At 61.5% G+C, this 17,119-nt stretch carries 17 protein-coding genes; 8 read left to right on the top strand and 9 right to left on the bottom strand.

Annotated elements, in window-relative coordinates; genetic code table 11:
- Positions 1-3 precede the first annotated feature (3 nt).
- The gene (locus ACR9ZQ_RS06865) at positions 4-534 is read right to left on the bottom strand and encodes a carboxymuconolactone decarboxylase family protein (protein WP_310385949.1); all 531 of its coding nucleotides are present in this window, start codon (positions 532-534) and stop codon (positions 4-6) included.
- A gap of 230 nt (positions 535-764) precedes the next feature.
- Between ACR9ZQ_RS06865 and ACR9ZQ_RS06860 the strand changes: the two genes are divergently transcribed.
- Genes ACR9ZQ_RS06860 through ACR9ZQ_RS06835 form a run of 6 tightly spaced genes read left to right on the top strand, consistent with a single transcriptional unit; the run spans position 765 to position 4,561 of the window.
- On the top strand, positions 765-1,436 hold the full coding sequence (locus ACR9ZQ_RS06860; RefSeq protein ID WP_481427381.1) for an amino acid ABC transporter permease: 672 nt from the start codon (positions 765-767) through the stop codon (positions 1,434-1,436).
- Positions 1,436-1,690: an ABC transporter permease subunit gene (locus ACR9ZQ_RS06855; RefSeq protein ID WP_481427380.1), complete on the top strand. Its 255-nt coding sequence runs from the start codon at positions 1,436-1,438 to the stop codon at positions 1,688-1,690. The genes ACR9ZQ_RS06860 and ACR9ZQ_RS06855 overlap by 1 nt, the downstream gene beginning before the upstream one ends.
- Complete coding sequence (locus tag ACR9ZQ_RS06850; protein ID WP_481427379.1) at positions 1,687-2,085, top strand: ABC transporter permease subunit; 399 nt, start codon at positions 1,687-1,689, stop codon at positions 2,083-2,085. Before ACR9ZQ_RS06855 ends, ACR9ZQ_RS06850 begins: the two co-directional genes overlap by 4 nt.
- A 1-nt stretch (position 2,086) precedes the next feature.
- Entirely contained in the window at positions 2,087-2,821 is a 735-nt protein-coding gene (locus ACR9ZQ_RS06845) for an amino acid ABC transporter ATP-binding protein (RefSeq protein ID WP_310385955.1), read from the top strand.
- Positions 2,822-2,829: 8 nt separating this feature from the next.
- The gene (locus tag ACR9ZQ_RS06840; RefSeq protein ID WP_310385957.1) at positions 2,830-3,747 is read left to right on the top strand and encodes an isoaspartyl peptidase/L-asparaginase; all 918 of its coding nucleotides are present in this window, start codon (positions 2,830-2,832) and stop codon (positions 3,745-3,747) included.
- A gap of 22 nt (positions 3,748-3,769) precedes the next feature.
- Positions 3,770-4,561 (top strand): transporter substrate-binding domain-containing protein, encoded by a 792-nt coding sequence (locus ACR9ZQ_RS06835; protein WP_310385959.1) that lies wholly within the window; start codon positions 3,770-3,772, stop codon positions 4,559-4,561.
- Between the two features lie 40 nt (positions 4,562-4,601).
- Here the strand turns inward: ACR9ZQ_RS06835 and ACR9ZQ_RS06830 are convergent, their stop codons facing one another.
- Entirely contained in the window at positions 4,602-5,603 is a 1,002-nt protein-coding gene (locus ACR9ZQ_RS06830; RefSeq protein ID WP_113319536.1) for a LacI family DNA-binding transcriptional regulator, read from the bottom strand.
- Positions 5,604-5,751: 148 nt separating this feature from the next.
- Here ACR9ZQ_RS06830 and ACR9ZQ_RS06825 point away from each other — a divergent pair, with 148 nt between their 5' ends.
- Together ACR9ZQ_RS06825 and ACR9ZQ_RS06820 are read left to right on the top strand one after the other, a co-directional pair.
- Positions 5,752-7,110 (top strand): M24 family metallopeptidase, encoded by a 1,359-nt coding sequence (locus ACR9ZQ_RS06825; RefSeq protein ID WP_481427378.1) that lies wholly within the window; start codon positions 5,752-5,754, stop codon positions 7,108-7,110.
- A 74-nt stretch (positions 7,111-7,184) separates the two neighbouring features.
- The gene (locus ACR9ZQ_RS06820) at positions 7,185-7,655 is read left to right on the top strand and encodes a cupin domain-containing protein (RefSeq protein ID WP_025668423.1); all 471 of its coding nucleotides are present in this window, start codon (positions 7,185-7,187) and stop codon (positions 7,653-7,655) included.
- A gap of 3 nt (positions 7,656-7,658) precedes the next feature.
- Here ACR9ZQ_RS06820 and ACR9ZQ_RS06815 read toward each other — a convergent pair whose 3' ends face one another.
- The 7 genes from ACR9ZQ_RS06815 to ACR9ZQ_RS06785 all read right to left on the bottom strand — a co-directional run bounded on the left by ACR9ZQ_RS06815 (position 7,659) and on the right by ACR9ZQ_RS06785 (position 17,099).
- Positions 7,659-9,272 carry a GMC family oxidoreductase gene (locus tag ACR9ZQ_RS06815; RefSeq protein ID WP_481427377.1) on the bottom strand — a complete coding sequence of 538 codons (1,614 nt, stop codon included), beginning with the start codon at positions 9,270-9,272 and terminating at the stop codon, positions 7,659-7,661.
- Positions 9,273-9,280: 8 nt separating this feature from the next.
- On the bottom strand, positions 9,281-10,498 hold the full coding sequence (locus tag ACR9ZQ_RS06810; protein WP_481427376.1) for a mandelate racemase/muconate lactonizing enzyme family protein: 1,218 nt from the start codon (positions 10,496-10,498) through the stop codon (positions 9,281-9,283).
- Between the two features lie 11 nt (positions 10,499-10,509).
- Complete coding sequence (aldA, locus tag ACR9ZQ_RS06805) at positions 10,510-11,928, bottom strand: aldehyde dehydrogenase (RefSeq protein WP_481427375.1); 1,419 nt, start codon at positions 11,926-11,928, stop codon at positions 10,510-10,512.
- 96 nt (positions 11,929-12,024) lie between these two features.
- Entirely contained in the window at positions 12,025-13,614 is a 1,590-nt protein-coding gene (locus tag ACR9ZQ_RS06800; RefSeq protein ID WP_481427374.1) for a dipeptide ABC transporter ATP-binding protein, read from the bottom strand.
- Entirely contained in the window at positions 13,611-14,456 is an 846-nt protein-coding gene (locus ACR9ZQ_RS06795) for an ABC transporter permease (protein WP_310385973.1), read from the bottom strand. The genes ACR9ZQ_RS06800 and ACR9ZQ_RS06795 overlap by 4 nt, the downstream gene beginning before the upstream one ends.
- 7 nt (positions 14,457-14,463) lie before the next feature.
- On the bottom strand, positions 14,464-15,423 hold the full coding sequence (locus ACR9ZQ_RS06790) for an ABC transporter permease (RefSeq protein ID WP_310385975.1): 960 nt from the start codon (positions 15,421-15,423) through the stop codon (positions 14,464-14,466).
- A gap of 50 nt (positions 15,424-15,473) precedes the next feature.
- Positions 15,474-17,099: an ABC transporter substrate-binding protein gene (locus tag ACR9ZQ_RS06785; protein WP_481427373.1), complete on the bottom strand. Its 1,626-nt coding sequence runs from the start codon at positions 17,097-17,099 to the stop codon at positions 15,474-15,476.
- Positions 17,100-17,119: the final 20 nt, after the last annotated feature.

Genomic DNA, 17,119 nt, shown 5'->3' with positions numbered 1-17,119 from the left:
AAGTTAGGTGGCGCCTTCGGCGAAAGCCTCAAGCTCGGGGTCGAAATCGACCTCGACAACATTGATGTAGACGGCAGTGGCAATCATGATGCCGGCAAAGGCGACGAGATCGACTAGCACCTTGGTCTCGTATCGTGCCTTCAACTCGGCCCAGATATCGGCAGGAATGGCATTGGAATCGGCGACGATTGCCGCGCCAAAACGTTTAAGCAGTCGTTCCGTATCGCTTAACTCCAAGGCATCGGGATTGAACCCGTTCTTGATCAGCGCCCGGCGAAAGAAAGTAATGGCAATGTCGGACTTCAGCGCCGTGGAGATCGAATGCGAGAAGATCCATATCTCGCGGTCGCTGATGGCAGGATTGAGTTCGGCCCTGAGCGTGAACCATTCGGCATAGATGCGGTGTGCCTGCGGCGAATGCAGCAACGTCCGCTTCATGTTGGTCATGTTGCCGCGAACCCGCACTTCCTCGTCATGCGCTGCTCGAATCTCTTCGGAAGCGGTGTCGTAATCGATATGGGGAAGCTGGCTCATGCGGATTGCTCTTTCTTTGTGCGATAAAGGCTAACGAGGTGGCGAGATATTGTGCAGTCCATATTCATCCAGCTTTTCCGCCTTTTGACGAAAAATATTCCGCCGAACGTTACCGGTAAAAACGAACTTTTCGTCACAGATATATCAGCATTTCACAGCTGGCATTCTTGACATTGGTGCCCACAAACGACACGATGAAACCGGTTTCAATCGTACATAAGGGAGTGATCGTGCGGTTCGACCTTTCGATCCTCTTGCCCCATCTGGGCTTTCTCGCGCAAGGCGCGCTGCTGACGGCGGAGGCCTGCGCCCTGGCGCTGGTCGGCAGCGTCATCATGGGCGCTTTCGTTGCCATTGCGCGCACCTCCTCCTCGGTTCTTCTGCGCAGAATTTCCTTCGTCTACGTCGATATCTTCCGCAACGTCCCCTTCATCGTGCAGCTGTTCTTCTTCTATTACGGCCTGCCCGAGATCGGCATCTATATCGATGCCTTCACGACGGGTGTTGTGGCACTTTCGATTGCCGGCGGCGCCTATGCCTCTGACGTCATCCGCGCCGGCATCCTGGCGATCGATCCCGGCATCATCGAAGCCGCCGAAGTGAGCGGCCTGTCGCGCCGGGTGGTCTTCACCAAGATCGTGCTGCCGATCGCACTCAGAACCTCCGTTCGGCCGCTGGGCTCCGTGCTGATCAACATGGTCCTGACCTCTTCGATCCTCTCGACCATCACGCTGAACGAATTGACCGGCTCGGCTCAGATCGTCGTCTCGCAGACCTATCGGCCCTTCGAAGTCTATATCGTGCTTCTCGTCGTCTATGCCGTTCTGACCTATCTGGTCTCGCTGGGTATCGCCCTCCTCCACCGCCGCCTGAACCGCGACATGATGGAGGCCGTAGCCTGATGCGCTTTTCCGATTTCACACCATTCGATATCTGGCTGCTGCTGCAAGGCCTTGGCGTCAGCCTCGGCCTGTTCTTCTCGACATCGCTGATGGGCCTGCTGATCGGCACACTCTGGGCCGTCTGCCGCTTCTATCGCGTGCCGGTGTTGACGCCGGTAATCACCTTCTTTGCCGAACTCCTGAAGAACTCGCCTGTTCTGGTGCAGCTCTTCCTCGTCTTCTTCGGCCTGCCCGGCCTCTTTCATATCCGATGATCACGCTGTCGGCCAATTCGGCTGCCTTCGTCTATGTCATCGCGGTCTCGGCCATCGAATCCATCGGTCGCGACCAGATCGAGGCGGCCCGCGTCTTCGGCCTCACCCGCTGGCAGGTGCTGCGCCATGTCGTTGCGCCGCAAGCCATGGCCTTTGCCATCGGCCCGCTGACGGCGCTTCTCGTCAACCAGCTGCAGGTCACTTCGCTGATCTCGGTCATCGGCGTCGTCGATCTCACCAAGATCGGCAACATCCTCAACCTGCGCACGCTGAAGCCCTTCATCGTCTGGACGGTGGTCGGCCTGCTCTATTACGTCTGCGCCAAGCTGCTCGCATGGCTCGGCGCCCGCTTCGAAAACCGCCTCAGGGCGCATGCCGCCTGGAGAGGGCTCTGATATGCTCAAAGTAGAAAATGTCCAGAAGGCCTTCGGTCCTACAACCGTTCTCGATGGCGTCAATCTCACCATCAATCCCGGCGAGGTCGTCTCCATCCTCGGCTCTTCCGGCTCCGGCAAGTCGACGCTGATCCGCTGCATCAACGGCCTGGAAAAATTGAACGGCGGCAGCATCACCGTCGATGATTTCGACGTCAGCAAGCCGAAGGAATTGGCCGAGGCCCGCAAGCGCTCTGGCACCGTCTTCCAGCTCTTCAACCTCTATCCGCATATGACCGTACTCGGAAACATTACGCTGGCGCCGATCGAAGTGCTGAAGAAGCCTCGTGCAGAAGCAGAAGCCACCGCCCGCGCCCTGCTGCAGTCCGTCGGCCTAGGCGATCGGGCCGACGCCTATCCGGCCCAGCTCTCCGGCGGCCAGCGCCAGCGCGTCGGCATCTGCCGGGCGCTTGCCATGCAGCCGCGCTATCTGCTGCTCGATGAAGTCACCAGCGCGCTCGACCCGGAAATGACATCGGAAGTCCTTGCGATCCTCGCCAAGCTGGCGACCGAGGGCACGACCATGCTCTTCGTCACCCACGAAATCGAATTCGCGCGGCAGATTTCCAACCGCATCGTCTTCCTCGACAAGGGCAAGCTGCTCGTCGATCTGCCGACGGCGGATTTCTTCGCCGCCGAGGGCGGTATGGCCAACTCCCGTATCGCCCAGTTCCTGTCCAAAATGCGCAAAGATTAGAGGTATTCATGCTGCTCTTGGCCAATAAAGAAGCCTGGCCCGGTTTCCCGACGACAGTGCAGATGCTGCGCGAAGGTGCCATCAGCCTCGACGCGATGGTCGCCGGCATCAGCAAGGTGGAAAGCGAAGTCCAGGTGCGCAGCGTCGGTTACGGCGGCTGGCCGAACATGCTCGGCAACATGGAACTCGACGCCGCCGTCATGGATGGCAACACGCGTGACGTCGGCACCGTCGGCGCCGTGCCGAACACATTGCCCGTCGCCCGCCTCGCCCATGAGGTGATGAAACGTCTGCCACATGTGATGCTGACTGGCGACGGAGCTCGCCGCTTTGCCAGTGAAATCGGTTTCTCCGAAGACGATGTGCTCTTTGAAGATAGCAAGCGCGTCTGGTGGGAACGGCTCGAAAAGGAACTCTCGCCGGAGGAATTGGCGAAATTCCCCAATATCCCGCTGGCGCCGCTGAGCCGCGCCATCACCGATCCCGAGCGCGTGCGTGACACGACCGTCTTCCTGTCCGCCGATCCCACACGTGGCATCCATGCTGCGACGTCGACGTCGGGCTGGGCCTGGAAATATCCGGGCCGCCTCGGCGACAGTCCCATTCCCGGCGCCGGCTTCTATGCCGACAGCCGCTATGGCGCGGCCGCCTGCACCCATACCGGCGAGATGACAATGCGCTGCTCGACTGCGCGCACCGTCGTGCTTGCGCTCAAATTCGGCTATTCGCTTTCCGACGCCGTCAAGCTGGCCGTCGAGGAGCTCAACGAACTTTCCTCTGGTTTCCTGGCCGGCGTGGTCATCCACGCCGTCGATGCCAAGGGGAACCATGAGGTCGTGAATTTCAGATGCGAGGGCGAAATCCGCTACTGGCTCTGGGAGGACTCGATGCCCGAACCGGAACTCCGGGCAGCGAAACAGGCATAATCAAGAAGAGGGAAATGGAACCATGAAACGCATTCTCACAGCCATTGCCGCGCTGGCCGTCGTTGCCGGCTCTGCGCTTCCATCCTTTGCCGGCATGATCGACGACATCCGCTCGCGCGGCATCGTTCGCATCGGCGTATCGCTTGGCGGTGAGCCGATCGGCTTCCGCGACGCGCAGAACAACCCGGTCGGTTATGACGTCGACGTTGCCACTCGCCTGGCCGAAAAGCTCGGCGTACCGGTCGAATTCACCGACGTCTCGGGCGACGCCCGCATCTCCATGCTGGTCTCCGGCCAGATCGACGTCGCGATCGCCAACACCTCGGCTACGCTCGAGCGCGCCAAGGTCGTCAATTTCTCGATCCCCTATAACCGCGCCGGCCTGCGCGTCATCGTCCAGAAGGACTCCGGCATCAAGGAGCTGAAGGATCTCGCTGGCAAGAAGGTCGTCGTCGGCCGTGGCACCACGGGTGAAACCTTCCTCAAGTCCGCCGTTCCGGATGCGCAGCTCGTCTATGTCGACCAGTTCGCCCCTGATGGCGTCCTGCAGCTTCAGCAGAAGCGTGTCGATGCGGCAATCGAAGACTCCTCGCTGCTCGACTATCTCGCCACCAAGAACCCGACGCTGGTCACCCTGGCCGGCCTCTATTCCAACGACCCGATCGGCATGGCTGTTGCCAAGGGCGATCCGGAATTCGTTCGCTGGCTCGATATGTTCGTCTCAGACTACATCCAGTCGGGCGCCTATGAAGCCAATTACAAGAAGTGGTGGGGTGCCGAAGCCAACCCGCCGGCTCTAAACCCGCAGTGGTAAGACAATCCTCACAGGCCGCCTTCGGGCGGCCTGTTTGCTATCAGGAGGTTAACCGCGGAAAATAGGTCGTTGGCACGATGACCGGCGGCTGGCCGGGGTGAAAATCGCCAGGATTTGCGATGAAATCGACGACGTGCTCGACATAGACGCCTTTGTTGTAACCGATCGAGGAAATCGGATAGGCGTCGAAATCGGTGAGCGAGAGATTGTCGAAACCATAGAGCCGGAAACGTGTCGGCCGGTTGCCGGGAAAATCGGCACGGCAGACATCGAGAATGCCCATGGCCATCGCATCGGACGTGCAGAAAATCGCATCCGGGCAACCCGCGCCGGTCAGCTCCGCAGCCGCCGCGTGGCCGCTCTCATAGGAATAGTCGCCTTGCACCGTGCGCACCAGCTCTATGCCATTCTCCGCGAAGGCCTGTCTGTAGAAGCCGATGCGCGCGTGCTCCATCGGCGACGACGAACGGCCGGTGACGAGACCTGCCCGCTTCACGCCCTTCTTTGCCGCATCGGCGACGGCTTCGGCAATGCCGCTGCCTTCATCGGGAATAACGACGGGCGAAAGATCGTCATGAAGACCGTTCAGCATGACGACGAGATCGGAGCGGAACATGCGCCGGACCGTGGGCGCATCCGCAAAATCCGAAAAGACCAGTGCCGCATCGACATGATAGGCGACGCCGTTGCGCAGGAATTCCTCGACGCGGGCGACAGAACCGATGCGGATCATGATGACCTGCTTGCCGATCGACTGAATCTGATCCAGCAACCGATCGAAAAGATCGAGATCCGAAAGGTCGTGGATATGGTTGACGACGACGGCGACGAGGTTGACCGTCTTGGTCGTCAGACTTTGCGCCAGAAGGTTCGGCTTGTAGCCGAGCTGTGCGGCAGCCTCGACCACCCGCTCGCGCTTGTCGGCAGAAACCGGCCGCGGCTCGTTGGAGAGCGCCCGGCTCGCAACCGCACGCGATACCCCGGCGAGCTTTGCAACATCGGCAATCGTCGGGGCGGCATCGCGGCCATTGTTCTGAGTCATATTCGAGCGCTTTCCAACCTGTCATGGCGTGATAGCGCACAGAAGCGCATCTTCGCTATCGGAAACTTGCAATCATCCACTTTCGTGGCACTGAAACCGGTGCCACCAGCCCTTTTCGCTTCGATACCAGCTTGAATGGAGGAACTGTATGGCAATCACCCTTTCACCCATAACCCTGCCCGATTTCGGCCCTGTCGGCGCCGAGCAGCCACAGATCCCGGCGGAGACGTACGCAGCCCGCGCCGACGCCGCGCTAAAAGTTGCTGGCACCGATTGGCTCGTCGTCTATGCCGACCGTGAGCATTTCGGCAACATCATGTTCCTCTCCGGCTTCGAGCCACGCTTCGAAGAGGCCCTGCTGTTGCTCGGCCCCAAGGGAAAGCGGGTGATCATCACGGGCAATGAATCCGAGAGCTACACGGTGCTCGCCCGCCTGCCGGGCATCGAGGTGCTGCGAGCCCAGACCTTCAGCCTGATGGGTCAGGACCGCACGCAAAACCCGCGCCTCTCCGACCGTCTGCGCGACGCCGGCATCAGCAAGGGCGATAGCATCGGCCTCGTCGGCTGGAAGTATCTTTCGGCGGAGGAGGATGAGGATCACGCAAACTGCTTTTTCGTGCCCGACTTCATTGTCTCTGCGCTGCGCCGCTTGGCCGACAAGATCACCGATGCGACCACCGTTCTCATGCATCCAGAGACCGGCTTGCGTGCCGTCGTCGATATCGACCAGCTCGCCGCGTTCGAATGGGCTTCGGCCCGCTGCTCACGCGCGCTCTGGCGCGTCGTCTCAGGTGTTCGCGAAGGCGACAGCGAGTTCGAGGCACTCGGAAGACTGGGCTATGAAGGCGACCCGCTGAACCTTCACACGATGTTCGCCTCTGTCGGTTCCGGCGAGGCCATCGTCGGCCTGCGCAGCCCGACGGCACGGCGTGTGAAGAAGGGTGACGGCGTGACGACTGCCCTTGGTTACTGGGGCGCCCTCTCCTCCCGCGCCGGCCTGCTGACCGACCATGACGACGCCTTCCTGAAACCCGCCAAGGCCTATTTCGAAGCTCTGATCACCTGGTACGAGACGGCCGATATCGGCACGACCGGCGGCGATCTCTTCACATCAGTCACCGAGAAACTGAAATCCGCCGGCCTGAACTCGGCGCTTAACCCTGGCCATCTCGGCAGCCACGAGGAATGGCTGCATTCGCCGGTCCGCCCAGGCTCCACCGAACGCCTGCGCTCAGGCATGCCCTTCCAGGTCGACGTCATCCCCGTGCCCATACCAGCCGGCTGGGCGTTGAACTGCGAGGATACGATCGCCTTTGCAGATGCAAAGCTGAGAGAGGCGATCCGCACGAAGTACCCTGAGATGCACGCCCGCATTACTGCTCGCCGCGCCTTCACGGCGGATAAGCTCGGCGTCGCCCTGAAAGACAGTATCCTGCCCCTGTCGGACACGCCGCTCTACCTGCCACCCTTCTGGCTGAAAGCGAACCATGTGCTGATCCGCGAATAGCGCGTAAAGGATCGACGGCCCTTGGCTGTCGATCCGACCTTACCTAAATTCAGCTTGAAAGCAGGAGGAGCGGCATGAGCGACGATCACAAGCATATCGACTGGCGCGAACATGGCGTAAAGGTTATTCCCGGCAATGCGCTCGATCCGAATACGGCGCAGACGCCGGGCATGAACCGCGCGACCGCTATCAACAATGCGCGCGCCGGGGCCGAAAAGATCTGGGCCGGCACAGTGACGATCCATGCCAATGCCAAGACCGGCGCCCATCATCACGGCGATCTCGAAAGCATCATCTATGTGGTGAAAGGCAAAGCCCGCATGCGCTGGGGCGAAAACCTCGAATTCACTGCAGAAGCCGGCCCCGGCGATTTCATCTACGTGCCGCCTTTCGTTCCGCATCAGGAAATCAATGCCAACCGTGACGAGACGCTGGAATGCGTGGTCGTGCGCTCGGGCCAGGAACCGGTGGTCGTCAACCTCGACATCGAACCGGTCGAAAAGCCCGAGGACGTGCCGTGGATCGACCCGATCCACCGCCACTAGCTCTCAGGCAGCGGCGAGGATCATCGCCGCACCTTTTTCCGCCACCATCATCGTCGGTGCGTTGATATTGCCGGCCGTGATGTTCGGGAAGACCGAGGCATCGACGATCCGCAGCCCGGTGATGCCGTGCACCCTCAGGGAGGCGTCAACCACGGATGTCGTGGCATCCGGCCCCATCGAAGCCGATCCGCAGAGGTGGTAGATCGAACCGGAATTGCCGCGGAAATAGGTAAGCAGTTCCTCATCCGTCTGGGCCTCCACCGAAGGCGGCATCTCCACTTCAGTGATCGCCCGCAGGGCCGGCGCTTCCATGATCCGGCGCACCAGCCGGCTGCCCTGAATGACCTCTTCTTCGTCATGCACAGTGCCGAGATAATTCGGCCTGATCTGTGGCGCTTCCGTCATCTCGGGCGAGACGATGCCGACCGTGCCGCGGCTCGTCGGCCTGCAGGAGTTGAAGGCGAGAAGGAAACCCGAATAGGGCTCCGGCTTCAGACCTGCCTTCGGATCCGTTGGAATACGATAGGAGAGCGGATTGAAGTAAAGCTGGATATTCGGTCGCTCTTCATCCGGGCTGCCACGCAGGAAGGCGCCGGCCTGGTTGACGCTGAGCGCCAGCGGCCCGCGCCGCGTCAGGATATAGCGCAGTGCCTGCCGCGCCTGACCGAACAGCGTTCCGAGCTCGTCGTTCAGCGTCGGCACGGTGGAGCGATAGTAGAAGCTGGCACAGAGATGATCCTGCAGGTTCTTGCCGACGGCCGGCAGGTGCCGCAACAGCGGAATGTTGAGCGATTGCAGATGCGCGCCGTCACCGATGCCAGAGAGCTGCAGCAGCTTCGGTGTATCGACCGCACCTGCAGAGAGGATGACTTCCTGTCGGGCCGAGTAGTTTGTTATGCCGCCGGGACCGATCACTTCGACGCCGGTCGCGCGGGCTTCCGCATCGACGATGACGCGCCTTACCCGGCTGTTGCGCAGGATAGCAAGATTGGGCCGTCCGAGCGCCGGTCTGAGATAGGCGAGCGATGACGAGGAGCGAACGCCGTTCCGCGTATTGATGTCGTAGATGCCGGCGCCTTCGATGCTTTCGCCATTGAAATCCGCGTTCAGCGGCATCTGCAGCTCGGCGCAGGCTTCCAGGAAACGGTCGGTAATCGCATGCGATTGGCCGCGCATCGGCGTCACATGGATCGGCCCGCCGCCGCCATGATATTTGCTCTCGCCGCCCGCATGCGTCTCCAGCTTGCGGAAGAAAGGCAGCACGTCTTCATAACCCCACCCGAGGTTGCCGGCAGCCTTCCAGTCGTCGAAATCATCAGCCGCGCCGCGCACGAAGATCATCGCGTTGATGGAGCCGGAACCGCCCTGCACCTTGCCGCGTGGCGCATAAATGCGACGGCCGTTGAGCGCGGCCTCCGGCTCGCTCCAGTACATCCAGTTGACCTTCGGATCGTAGTAGGAGCGCGCATAGCCAACCGGGACACGAAACCACGGCGAACTGTCATTGCCGCCGGCTTCGATCAGCAGCACATTGTGCCTGCCACTCTCACTGAGACGTGCAGCCAGAATGCAGCCGGCCGAGCCGGCGCCGACGATGATGTAATCGTATGTCGTCATCTTCGTTCTCAGCCGCGGGCCGGCGCAAAGGCCTTCACGTCGGCGGGCTTGTCATCCATTTGCAGATGCAGTCGCTGCCCTTCGTAGGGCGAGTGTTTGGCGACGACATCGAGATTGAGCTCCACGCCCAGCCCCGGCTCGTCTGAGGGGAACAGGTAGCCGTCCTCGAAGCGCAGCGGCGTCTTCAGAATCTCGGCATAGAAGCCCGAGAAATCGACGATCGCCTCATGGATCAGGAAATTCGGCGAGGAAGCGGCAAGCTGAATACTGGCGGCAGCACCGATAGGACCATTGTAGAGATGCGGCGCGATCTGCGCGTAATAGGCTTCAGCCATGCCCGCGATCTTCTTGGATTCCAGAATGCCGCCGGCGCGCGCCACGTTCATCTGCAGGATGGAGGCCGCACCCGTTTCCAGCACGCGCTGGAACTCGTATTTCGTTGTCAGCCGCTCACCCGTCGAAATGGGGATCGAGGTCTTGCGAGCAACCTCCGCCATCGCCTCTTCCTGGCCGGGAGGCACCGGCTCCTCGAACCAGAGCGGATCGTATTTCTCCAGCCGCTGCGCCAACCGGATCGCCGAGGACGGTACCATTTGCCCATGCGTGCCGAAGAGCAGGTCGGCTCTGCTGCCGACAGCCTCGCGGATCTTGGCGCAGAACTCTTCGCAGCGGTCCATCACGCCGAGCGACACCTGATGGCCGGAATAGGCCGTATAGGGACCGGCCGGGTCGAACTTGACGGCGGTAAAGCCCATCTCGACCATCTTCACCGCGCATTCGGCGGCAAGATCCGGATCGTTATAGTCATATTCTCCGGCAGCGTTCTTCGGATAGAGATAGGTATAGGCGCGCAGCTTCTCGTGCACGCGCCCGCCGATCAGCTTGTGCACCGGCTTGCCGGCAGCTTTGCCGATAATGTCCCAGCAGGCGATCTCCAGGCCGGAAACGATGCCCATCATCGTCGGATCAGGGCGCTGGGTGAAACCACTCGAATAGGCAAGCCGCCAGAAGCGCTCGATATCATGCGGATCGCGACCGAGCAGGTATCGCTGGAAGACATCCTCGATCAGAGGCACCAGTGCCCTCGGATGGAAGGCAGTCGAGTAGATTTCCCCGACACCCTCGATACCGTCGGCCGTCGTCAGCCGCACGAAGATCCAGTACATGCCGCCGATATGCGGGGGCGGGACGGCGACGACATGGGTGGAAAGCGATGCGATCTGCATGGCCGTGATCCTCAATGCTTGAGTATGACGAGGCGCGTCTGGGTGAATTCGAGCATGCCATGCTTGCCGTCATCGCCACCGAGGCCGGAGCGTTTCCAGCCGGCGTGATAGCCCTGATAGGGATCGGCCGGGAAACGGTTGACGTAGAATTCCCCAGCTTCGATCGCGTCGGAAAAGCGCATGATCGTGCGGTGATTGTTGGTGAAGAGCACCGAGCTCAGACCGAACTGATGATCATTGGCAAGCGCCAGCGCCTCCTCGGTCGTGTCATAGGCGACGACTGGCAGAACCGGCCCGAATATTTCCTCGACAATGATCTCCATGTCCTGACGGCAATTGGACAGCAGCGTCGGCGGATAGAAGAAGCCGGCGCTTTCAGGCAGGATACCACCCGCCTCGATGCGCGCGCCCTGCTCCACGGCCTTCAGGACGGCCTTGTGCACATTCGTCTGCGCAGACTTGGTGGCGAGCGGCCCGACGCGAAACGCATCGACCGAGCGGTCGCCGAAGGCGCGTACAGCAAAACCGGCCTTCAGCTTGGCAAGCAGCGCATCATGGATGGAGCGATGAACATAAACACGCTCCGGCGCGGTGCAGAGCTGACCGCAATGATTGGTCTTGGCGGCGACGAGCTGGGCGGCAACAGCATCGAGATCGGCATCCGGCTCGATGATAACGGGCGTCTTGCCGCCGAGTTCCAGCGACGGCTTGGCGATGTTCGCCTTGCAATAGTCAAGCACGACCCGGCCCGCCTGCAGGCTGCCGGTCAGGGTGATCATTCCGACCTTGGGATGGGTGCAAAGTGTGGCCGCAACCTCGTGCGACATGGTGAGAATGTTGATAAGCCCCGCGGGCAGTCCCGCCTCAGCCACGGCTTTGGCAATCTCGAAACCCGAGGTTGGCGTCGAATTGCTCGGGCGCACGACGACGGCATTGCCGGCAATCAGCGCCGGCGCAATCTTGCGCACCAGCGTATAGATCGGGAAGTTAAAGGGTATCAGGCAGGCAACAACTCCGATCGCCTCGCGCTTCAGAAGCAGCGTCTCATTGGTATTGTCGCTCGGAATGATCTCGCCCTCGATGCGCCGCGCCCATTCGGCGTGGTAGCGCATCAGCTCGGCGCCATAGATCGCCTCACCCGTCGCATCGGCAGAACTCTTGCCGGATTCCAGCGCCAGCGCCGTGCCAATCTTTTCCGCCCGCTGCTCGATGACGGCAGCAAGCTTGCGCAGCGCGTCGCCACGGGCAATTGCCGGCAGCGCCCGCCATTCCTTCTGTGCCTTCGCCGCCGCCTCGACAGCCTCGACGGCTTCTTCGGCAGTCGCCGACGGCACCTTGGCGAATTGGGCTTCCGTTGCCGGATTGAGCACCGGCACCAGACTGCTGGAAGACCGGAATTGTCCGGCTATGAAATTGCGATAATCCCTCATCACGGTATCCTCAGGACAATAGCCAACCACGCGCATGCCGGCCTCTGCCGGCCATGCGTTGAAACGAAACAGTGTGCCGTCGCCCGGAAGCGGCAGCTAGAACGTGCTGCGGCCCGGCGCCGCGTCGAGAAGCGTTCTCGTGTATGGGTGTGTCGGCGCCTGCAGCACCTGGGCCGCACTGCCGCGCTCGACGATTTCACCCTTCTGCATCACCACGATCTCGTCGCTGATCTGGGCAGCGACGCGCAGGTCGTGGGTGATGAAGACGATGGCGAGCTGCAGCTTCTCCTGCAGCTCGCGAAGCAGTTTCAGGACCTGTGCCTGCACGGAGACGTCGAGCGCCGAAACGCTTTCGTCGGCGATCAGGACATCCGGCCGCATGGCGAGCGCACGCGCAATGCCGATGCGTTGGCGCTGTCCGCCGGAAAAGGCCGACGGCTTGCGCCAATAGGCACTCTTCTGCAGACCGACGAGATCTAGCAGTTCTTCCGCACGGTGCCGCGCTTCGCCTGCCTCGACACCGGCAAGCATGGCGGAGCGGGCAATCATCGGACCGACACGGCGGCGCGGATTGAGCGAGCCGAACGGATCCTGGAAGATCATCTGGATTGACCGGCGCCGGGCGCGCAACGGCGCCGGCGCAAGACCGAGAAGATCGGCACCCGCAACCTCCACCCGACCGCTCTTCGGCTGGATGAGGCGGATCATCGCTTTCGCAAGGGTAGACTTGCCGCAGCCGGATTCACCGACGATGGACACCACGCGGCCCGGCGAGAGGCTGAGCTCCACATGTTTCAAGACCTGGACGCTGCCGTAGGAATGCTGCAAGTCGTGCACGGCAAGTACCGGCTCTTCACCCTGCGGCGGCGCCGGGCGATCGTGCGGCGTCAGGCTCGGCACGGCGGCGATGAGCTCTTTGGTGTAGGGATGGCTCGGCGCTGTCAGCACCTGTTTTGCTTCGCCGATCTCGACAATCTCGCCGTAGCGCATGACGGCCACGCGATCGGCAATATCGGCAACAACACCGAAGTCATGCGTGATGAAGAGAATGCCATGGTCGTGCATATTACGAAGCTCGCGCATGAGCCTCAGCACTTGGGCCTGGGTCGTCACATCGAGCGCCGTCGTTGGCTCGTCCGCAATCAGCACACGCGGGTTCATGGCAAGCGCCATGGCGATGACGACGCGCTGGCACTGGCCGCCGGAGAGTTCGTGCGGATAGGCCTGCAGGATACGGTCCGGGTTCGGCAGATGCATGGATTCGATCAGCGCGCGGGCGCGCTTCTTGCGCTCGGCGGCATCGAAATCCGAATGCAGCTCGAAGACTTCCTCGATCTGCGCCGAAACCGTCATCGCCGGATTGAGCGAGGCGATCGGCTCCTGGAAGATCATGGCGATATCACTGCCCCTGACGGCGCGGAAAGCCCTCTCGGAGAGGCCGACGAGATCGGTATCGCCGAGCATCACTTTGCCGCCCGCAATCTTCAGCCCCTCCGGTACGGCCCCCATCAATGCGGCCGACAGAACCGACTTGCCGGACCCGGATTCCCCGACAACGCAGAGAATTTCACGCGGCCTGAGATCGAAGCTCGCCGCCTTGACGGCATAGGGCCTGTCGGCGCCCTTCGGCAGCGCGACACTCAGATTTTCGACCCGAAGGATCGGTTGGCTTTCGTTGCTGCTCATGCACGCCTCCCCTGCGCTTCCGAGACTTCTTGCAATCCGTCTGCCAGCAGGCTCAAGCCCAGCATCAGCGACGAGATCGCAAGGCATGGAAAGATGACGAGATGCGGGAAGGCGATCGCCATGGCGCGGCCTTCATTGACCATTGTGCCCCAATCCGGCGTTGGTGGCGGCAGGCCGAGGCCGAGGAAGCCGAGCGTGCCGATGGTGATCGCCGTGTAGCCGAGGCGCAAGCAGAAATCGACTGCGAGCGGGCCGCTGGCATTGGGCAGAATATCGAAGAGCATGATGCGCCAGGTGCTTTCGCCCTGTGTCACCGCAGACGCCACGAAGTCGCGGCTCGACACATCGATGGTAATGCCGCGCACGATGCGGAAGATCGCCGGCGCACTACCGAAGGTGACCGCAAGCACGATGTTGAATGGCGAGGAGCCGACAACGACGATGATGACGATATAAAGCACCAGAACCGGGAAGGAGAGCACCACATTGGCGATGTAGGACAGGACCGCATCGATCCAGCCGCGCCAGTAGCCGGCGATAAGACCGAGCGCCACGCCGACCACATAGGCAGTCACGGTCGCAAGCGTCGAGAACACCACGACAGTGCGTGCGCCATAGATCAGGCGTGAGAGGATATCGCGGCCGAGCTTGTCGGTGCCGAGCCAGAATACGCCGCCTGTCGGAGCGGCAGTACCGGGCTTTGCCAGTGGCAACAGCGTGCGGATCGGATCGAAGGGCGCAAGGATTGGCGCAAAGATCGCCACCAGCAGCCAGCCAATCGTCAGGAATCCGCCGATCAGCACGACCGGATTGGTGAGATAGGGTGTTACAGCTTTCCGCATGCCGCCCTCACTTCCGTCCCTTGGCTGCATCGAGCAGCGAGACACGCGGATTGAGCCAGCCATAGGCGAGGTCGGAGAGGATCTGCGTCGCGACGACGACGACGACGCTCACCATCGCGCAGGCTTCGACCAGGCGGATATCGCTATTGAGCGCGGCGTCATAGAGAAGCGTGCCGAAGCCCTTATAGGCATAGAAAACCTCCACGACGATGACGCCCGAGAGCAGCCAGGGAAACTGCAGCATGATGACGGTAACCGGCGTGATCAGCGCATTACGCAGCGCATGGCGCCAGACGATACGCGCCGTGCTGGCGCCCTTCAGTCGCGCCGTGCGGACGTAATGCGTGCCCATGACTTCGATCATCGACGCGCGGGTGACGCGCGCCAGGTAACCGGTGGAATAGAAGGCGAGCACCAGCACGGGCAGAATGATCTGCTGCAGCGAGAAACCTGATAGCATGGTGCTGGCACCTGGCAGCCAGTGCAGCCAGAAGACGAAGACGGCCGAGAAGAAGACGGCGGAGGCGAAATCCGGGATCGAGGTCGTGGCGATCGCAATGAAAGAGACGATACGATCGAGAACCGAACCCTGACGCATGCCGGCAACGATGCCCGCAAACAGGCCGACGGGCACGATCACCAGCAGCGCACCGCCGGCAAGAATGCCGGAAGCCGCAAGTCGGTCCGGGATAAGCTGCGCAACCGGCGCGCGGTAATAGGTGGACACGCCCCAGTCGCCGGTCACGAAGGACCAGAGCCAGCGGCCGTAGCGAATGATGAAGGGGGCATCGTAACCGTTGGCAGTCAGCCACTGGGCGCGCTGAGCTGGCGTCGAGAACTGGCCGAGGACCTTGACGGCGACATCGCCGACATTGACCTCCAGTGCCAGGTAAACGAGCAGCGACACGGTGAACATCACCGCGAGTGCGCTTGCCAGTTTACGAAGAATGAAACGGAAAACGGTCACGAACCACCTCTTTGCCGGGTCGGGGCCGCCGCGATGAGCGGCCCCGAAGATCAAGCCTTGGCGAGCCAGACGCCGTCCATGCGGAAGTAATCCGCCGGATGGAGCACGAAACCGTGGACGGTGGTGGCTGCGGCGCTGAAGCGGTTCGGCCAGTAGGGTTGAATGATGACCCCGGAATCCTGCAGGATCTGCTCGACATCCTTCATGGCTTCGGGACGCTTGGCCGGATCGACGACGGCGAGAGCCTTGTCGAGCGCGGCGTCGAATTCCTTGCTGGCGAAATGGCTCTCGTTCCAGGCACCACCGGAGCGATAGGCAAGATCGAGCGTCATCGCACCGAGCGGACGGTGCGCCCAGTATGTCAGACCGAAGGGAACCTTGTCCCAGATCGGCCAATATTGCGAGGCCGGCAGAACATTGAGCTTGAGCCGGATGCCGGCTTCGGCAAGGTTCTGCTGCAGCACCTGCGCAGTGTCCTGCTCCCAGGTGCCCTGCGTGTTACCAAGCGTCAGCTCAATATCCAGGCCGTCCTTGTGGCCAGCTTCTGCAAGCAGGGCCTTGGCCTTCTCGACATCGCGGGTAACCGCCGGCAGCGCGAAGTAATCGGGCTGAACCGGCGAGACGTGGAAGTTGGCGCCCACTTCGCCCTCGCCACGATAGGCGACGTCGAGCATCTGCTTGTTGTCGGCGGCAAGCTGCACGGCCTTGCGGACGCGAACATCGTCGAACGGCTTCTGATCGGACTGCATGCGCATGACGAGCGTATGTGCCGCCTTGCCGGTCAGGATCTGGATGTTCGGCAGCGACTTCATGAGATCGTATTCGGCGATCGTCGCGCGGTAGATGATATCGATCTGACCGCTCGAAAGTGCTGCGAGATGCGTGGTGATATCGGTGCCGAGGTCGATATACTGGATGCCATCGAGATGAACAGGCGTGCCCCAGTAATCCGCGCGCTTGGAGAACACGGCCTGACGGCCGACTTCATAACTTTCCAGCTTGAAGGGACCGGTACCAACAGGATTGGCCGGCCAGTTGGCGCCGCCCTTGACGAAATCGCGGTGCAGCATCGGGCAGGTGTAGGAGTAGAGCTGTTCGGGCAGCGAGGAAACCGCGCGCGACAGCGTGATGCGGACCGCATGGTCGCCGGTCTTTTCCACCTTTTCGACGGCCGAGAAAGCGGTCTTGTTGGAAGACTGCGAGTCCGGAGCGATCCAGCGCTGGATATTGAAGATCACGTCTTCGGGCGTGAAGGCATCGCCATTCGACCATTTGGCGCGCTCGTCCAGCTCGAAATCCCAGGTCTTGAGATCGGCAGACGGCGTCCAGCTCTTGGCGAGATAGGGATGGGTGACGTTGTCGGCATCGACAAAGGTCAGGAATTCGAGGCTGTTGCGATAGAGGTTCGAAGCCTCGATCCAGCTCGTCATCATTGGATCGGTCAGTTCCTGGATCTGGCAGCCGAAACGCAGCGTACCGCCATCAGTAGGCGTTTCCTGCGCAAGAGCCGGCTTGCTGTCACCGAGGAAGGCGCTGGCGGAGGCCGCCGTCACACCGAGCCAGGCGACGGCACGCAGGAAACCGCGGCGATCGATCTCGCCGGCACGGACCTGTTCGCACAGTTCCGGCACGGAGGGATGCAGCGGGTTGCCGCTGTTGGTTTTCAATTCAGTCATGATCTGCCTCCTCCTTGAAT

The sequence above is a fragment of the Rhizobium sp. KNZ14-9A genome (assembly GCF_056755015.1).
Note: the sequence above shows the minus strand (reverse complement) of the source record. Positions and strands in the feature narration are given on the sequence as shown.

Coding starts and splice junctions, on each gene's coding strand:
- ACR9ZQ_RS06850 (WP_481427379.1), top strand. CDS start 1,687: ATGATCACGCTGTCGGCCAATTCGGCTGCCTTCGTCTATGTCATCGCG.
- ACR9ZQ_RS06800 (WP_481427374.1), bottom strand. CDS start 13,614: ATGAGCAGCAACGAAAGCCAACCGATCCTTCGGGTCGAAAATCTGAGT.
- ACR9ZQ_RS06840 (WP_310385957.1), top strand. CDS start 2,830: ATGCTGCTCTTGGCCAATAAAGAAGCCTGGCCCGGTTTCCCGACGACA.
- aldA (WP_481427375.1), bottom strand. CDS start 11,928: ATGAGGGATTATCGCAATTTCATAGCCGGACAATTCCGGTCTTCCAGC.
- ACR9ZQ_RS06865 (WP_310385949.1), bottom strand. CDS start 534: ATGAGCCAGCTTCCCCATATCGATTACGACACCGCTTCCGAAGAGATT.
- ACR9ZQ_RS06820 (WP_025668423.1), top strand. CDS start 7,185: ATGAGCGACGATCACAAGCATATCGACTGGCGCGAACATGGCGTAAAG.
- ACR9ZQ_RS06830 (WP_113319536.1), bottom strand. CDS start 5,603: ATGACTCAGAACAATGGCCGCGATGCCGCCCCGACGATTGCCGATGTT.
- ACR9ZQ_RS06835 (WP_310385959.1), top strand. CDS start 3,770: ATGAAACGCATTCTCACAGCCATTGCCGCGCTGGCCGTCGTTGCCGGC.
- ACR9ZQ_RS06785 (WP_481427373.1), bottom strand. CDS start 17,099: ATGACTGAATTGAAAACCAACAGCGGCAACCCGCTGCATCCCTCCGTG.
- ACR9ZQ_RS06825 (WP_481427378.1), top strand. CDS start 5,752: ATGGCAATCACCCTTTCACCCATAACCCTGCCCGATTTCGGCCCTGTC.
- ACR9ZQ_RS06815 (WP_481427377.1), bottom strand. CDS start 9,272: ATGACGACATACGATTACATCATCGTCGGCGCCGGCTCGGCCGGCTGC.
- ACR9ZQ_RS06795 (WP_310385973.1), bottom strand. CDS start 14,456: ATGCGGAAAGCTGTAACACCCTATCTCACCAATCCGGTCGTGCTGATC.
- ACR9ZQ_RS06845 (WP_310385955.1), top strand. CDS start 2,087: ATGCTCAAAGTAGAAAATGTCCAGAAGGCCTTCGGTCCTACAACCGTT.
- ACR9ZQ_RS06855 (WP_481427380.1), top strand. CDS start 1,436: ATGCGCTTTTCCGATTTCACACCATTCGATATCTGGCTGCTGCTGCAA.
- ACR9ZQ_RS06810 (WP_481427376.1), bottom strand. CDS start 10,498: ATGCAGATCGCATCGCTTTCCACCCATGTCGTCGCCGTCCCGCCCCCG.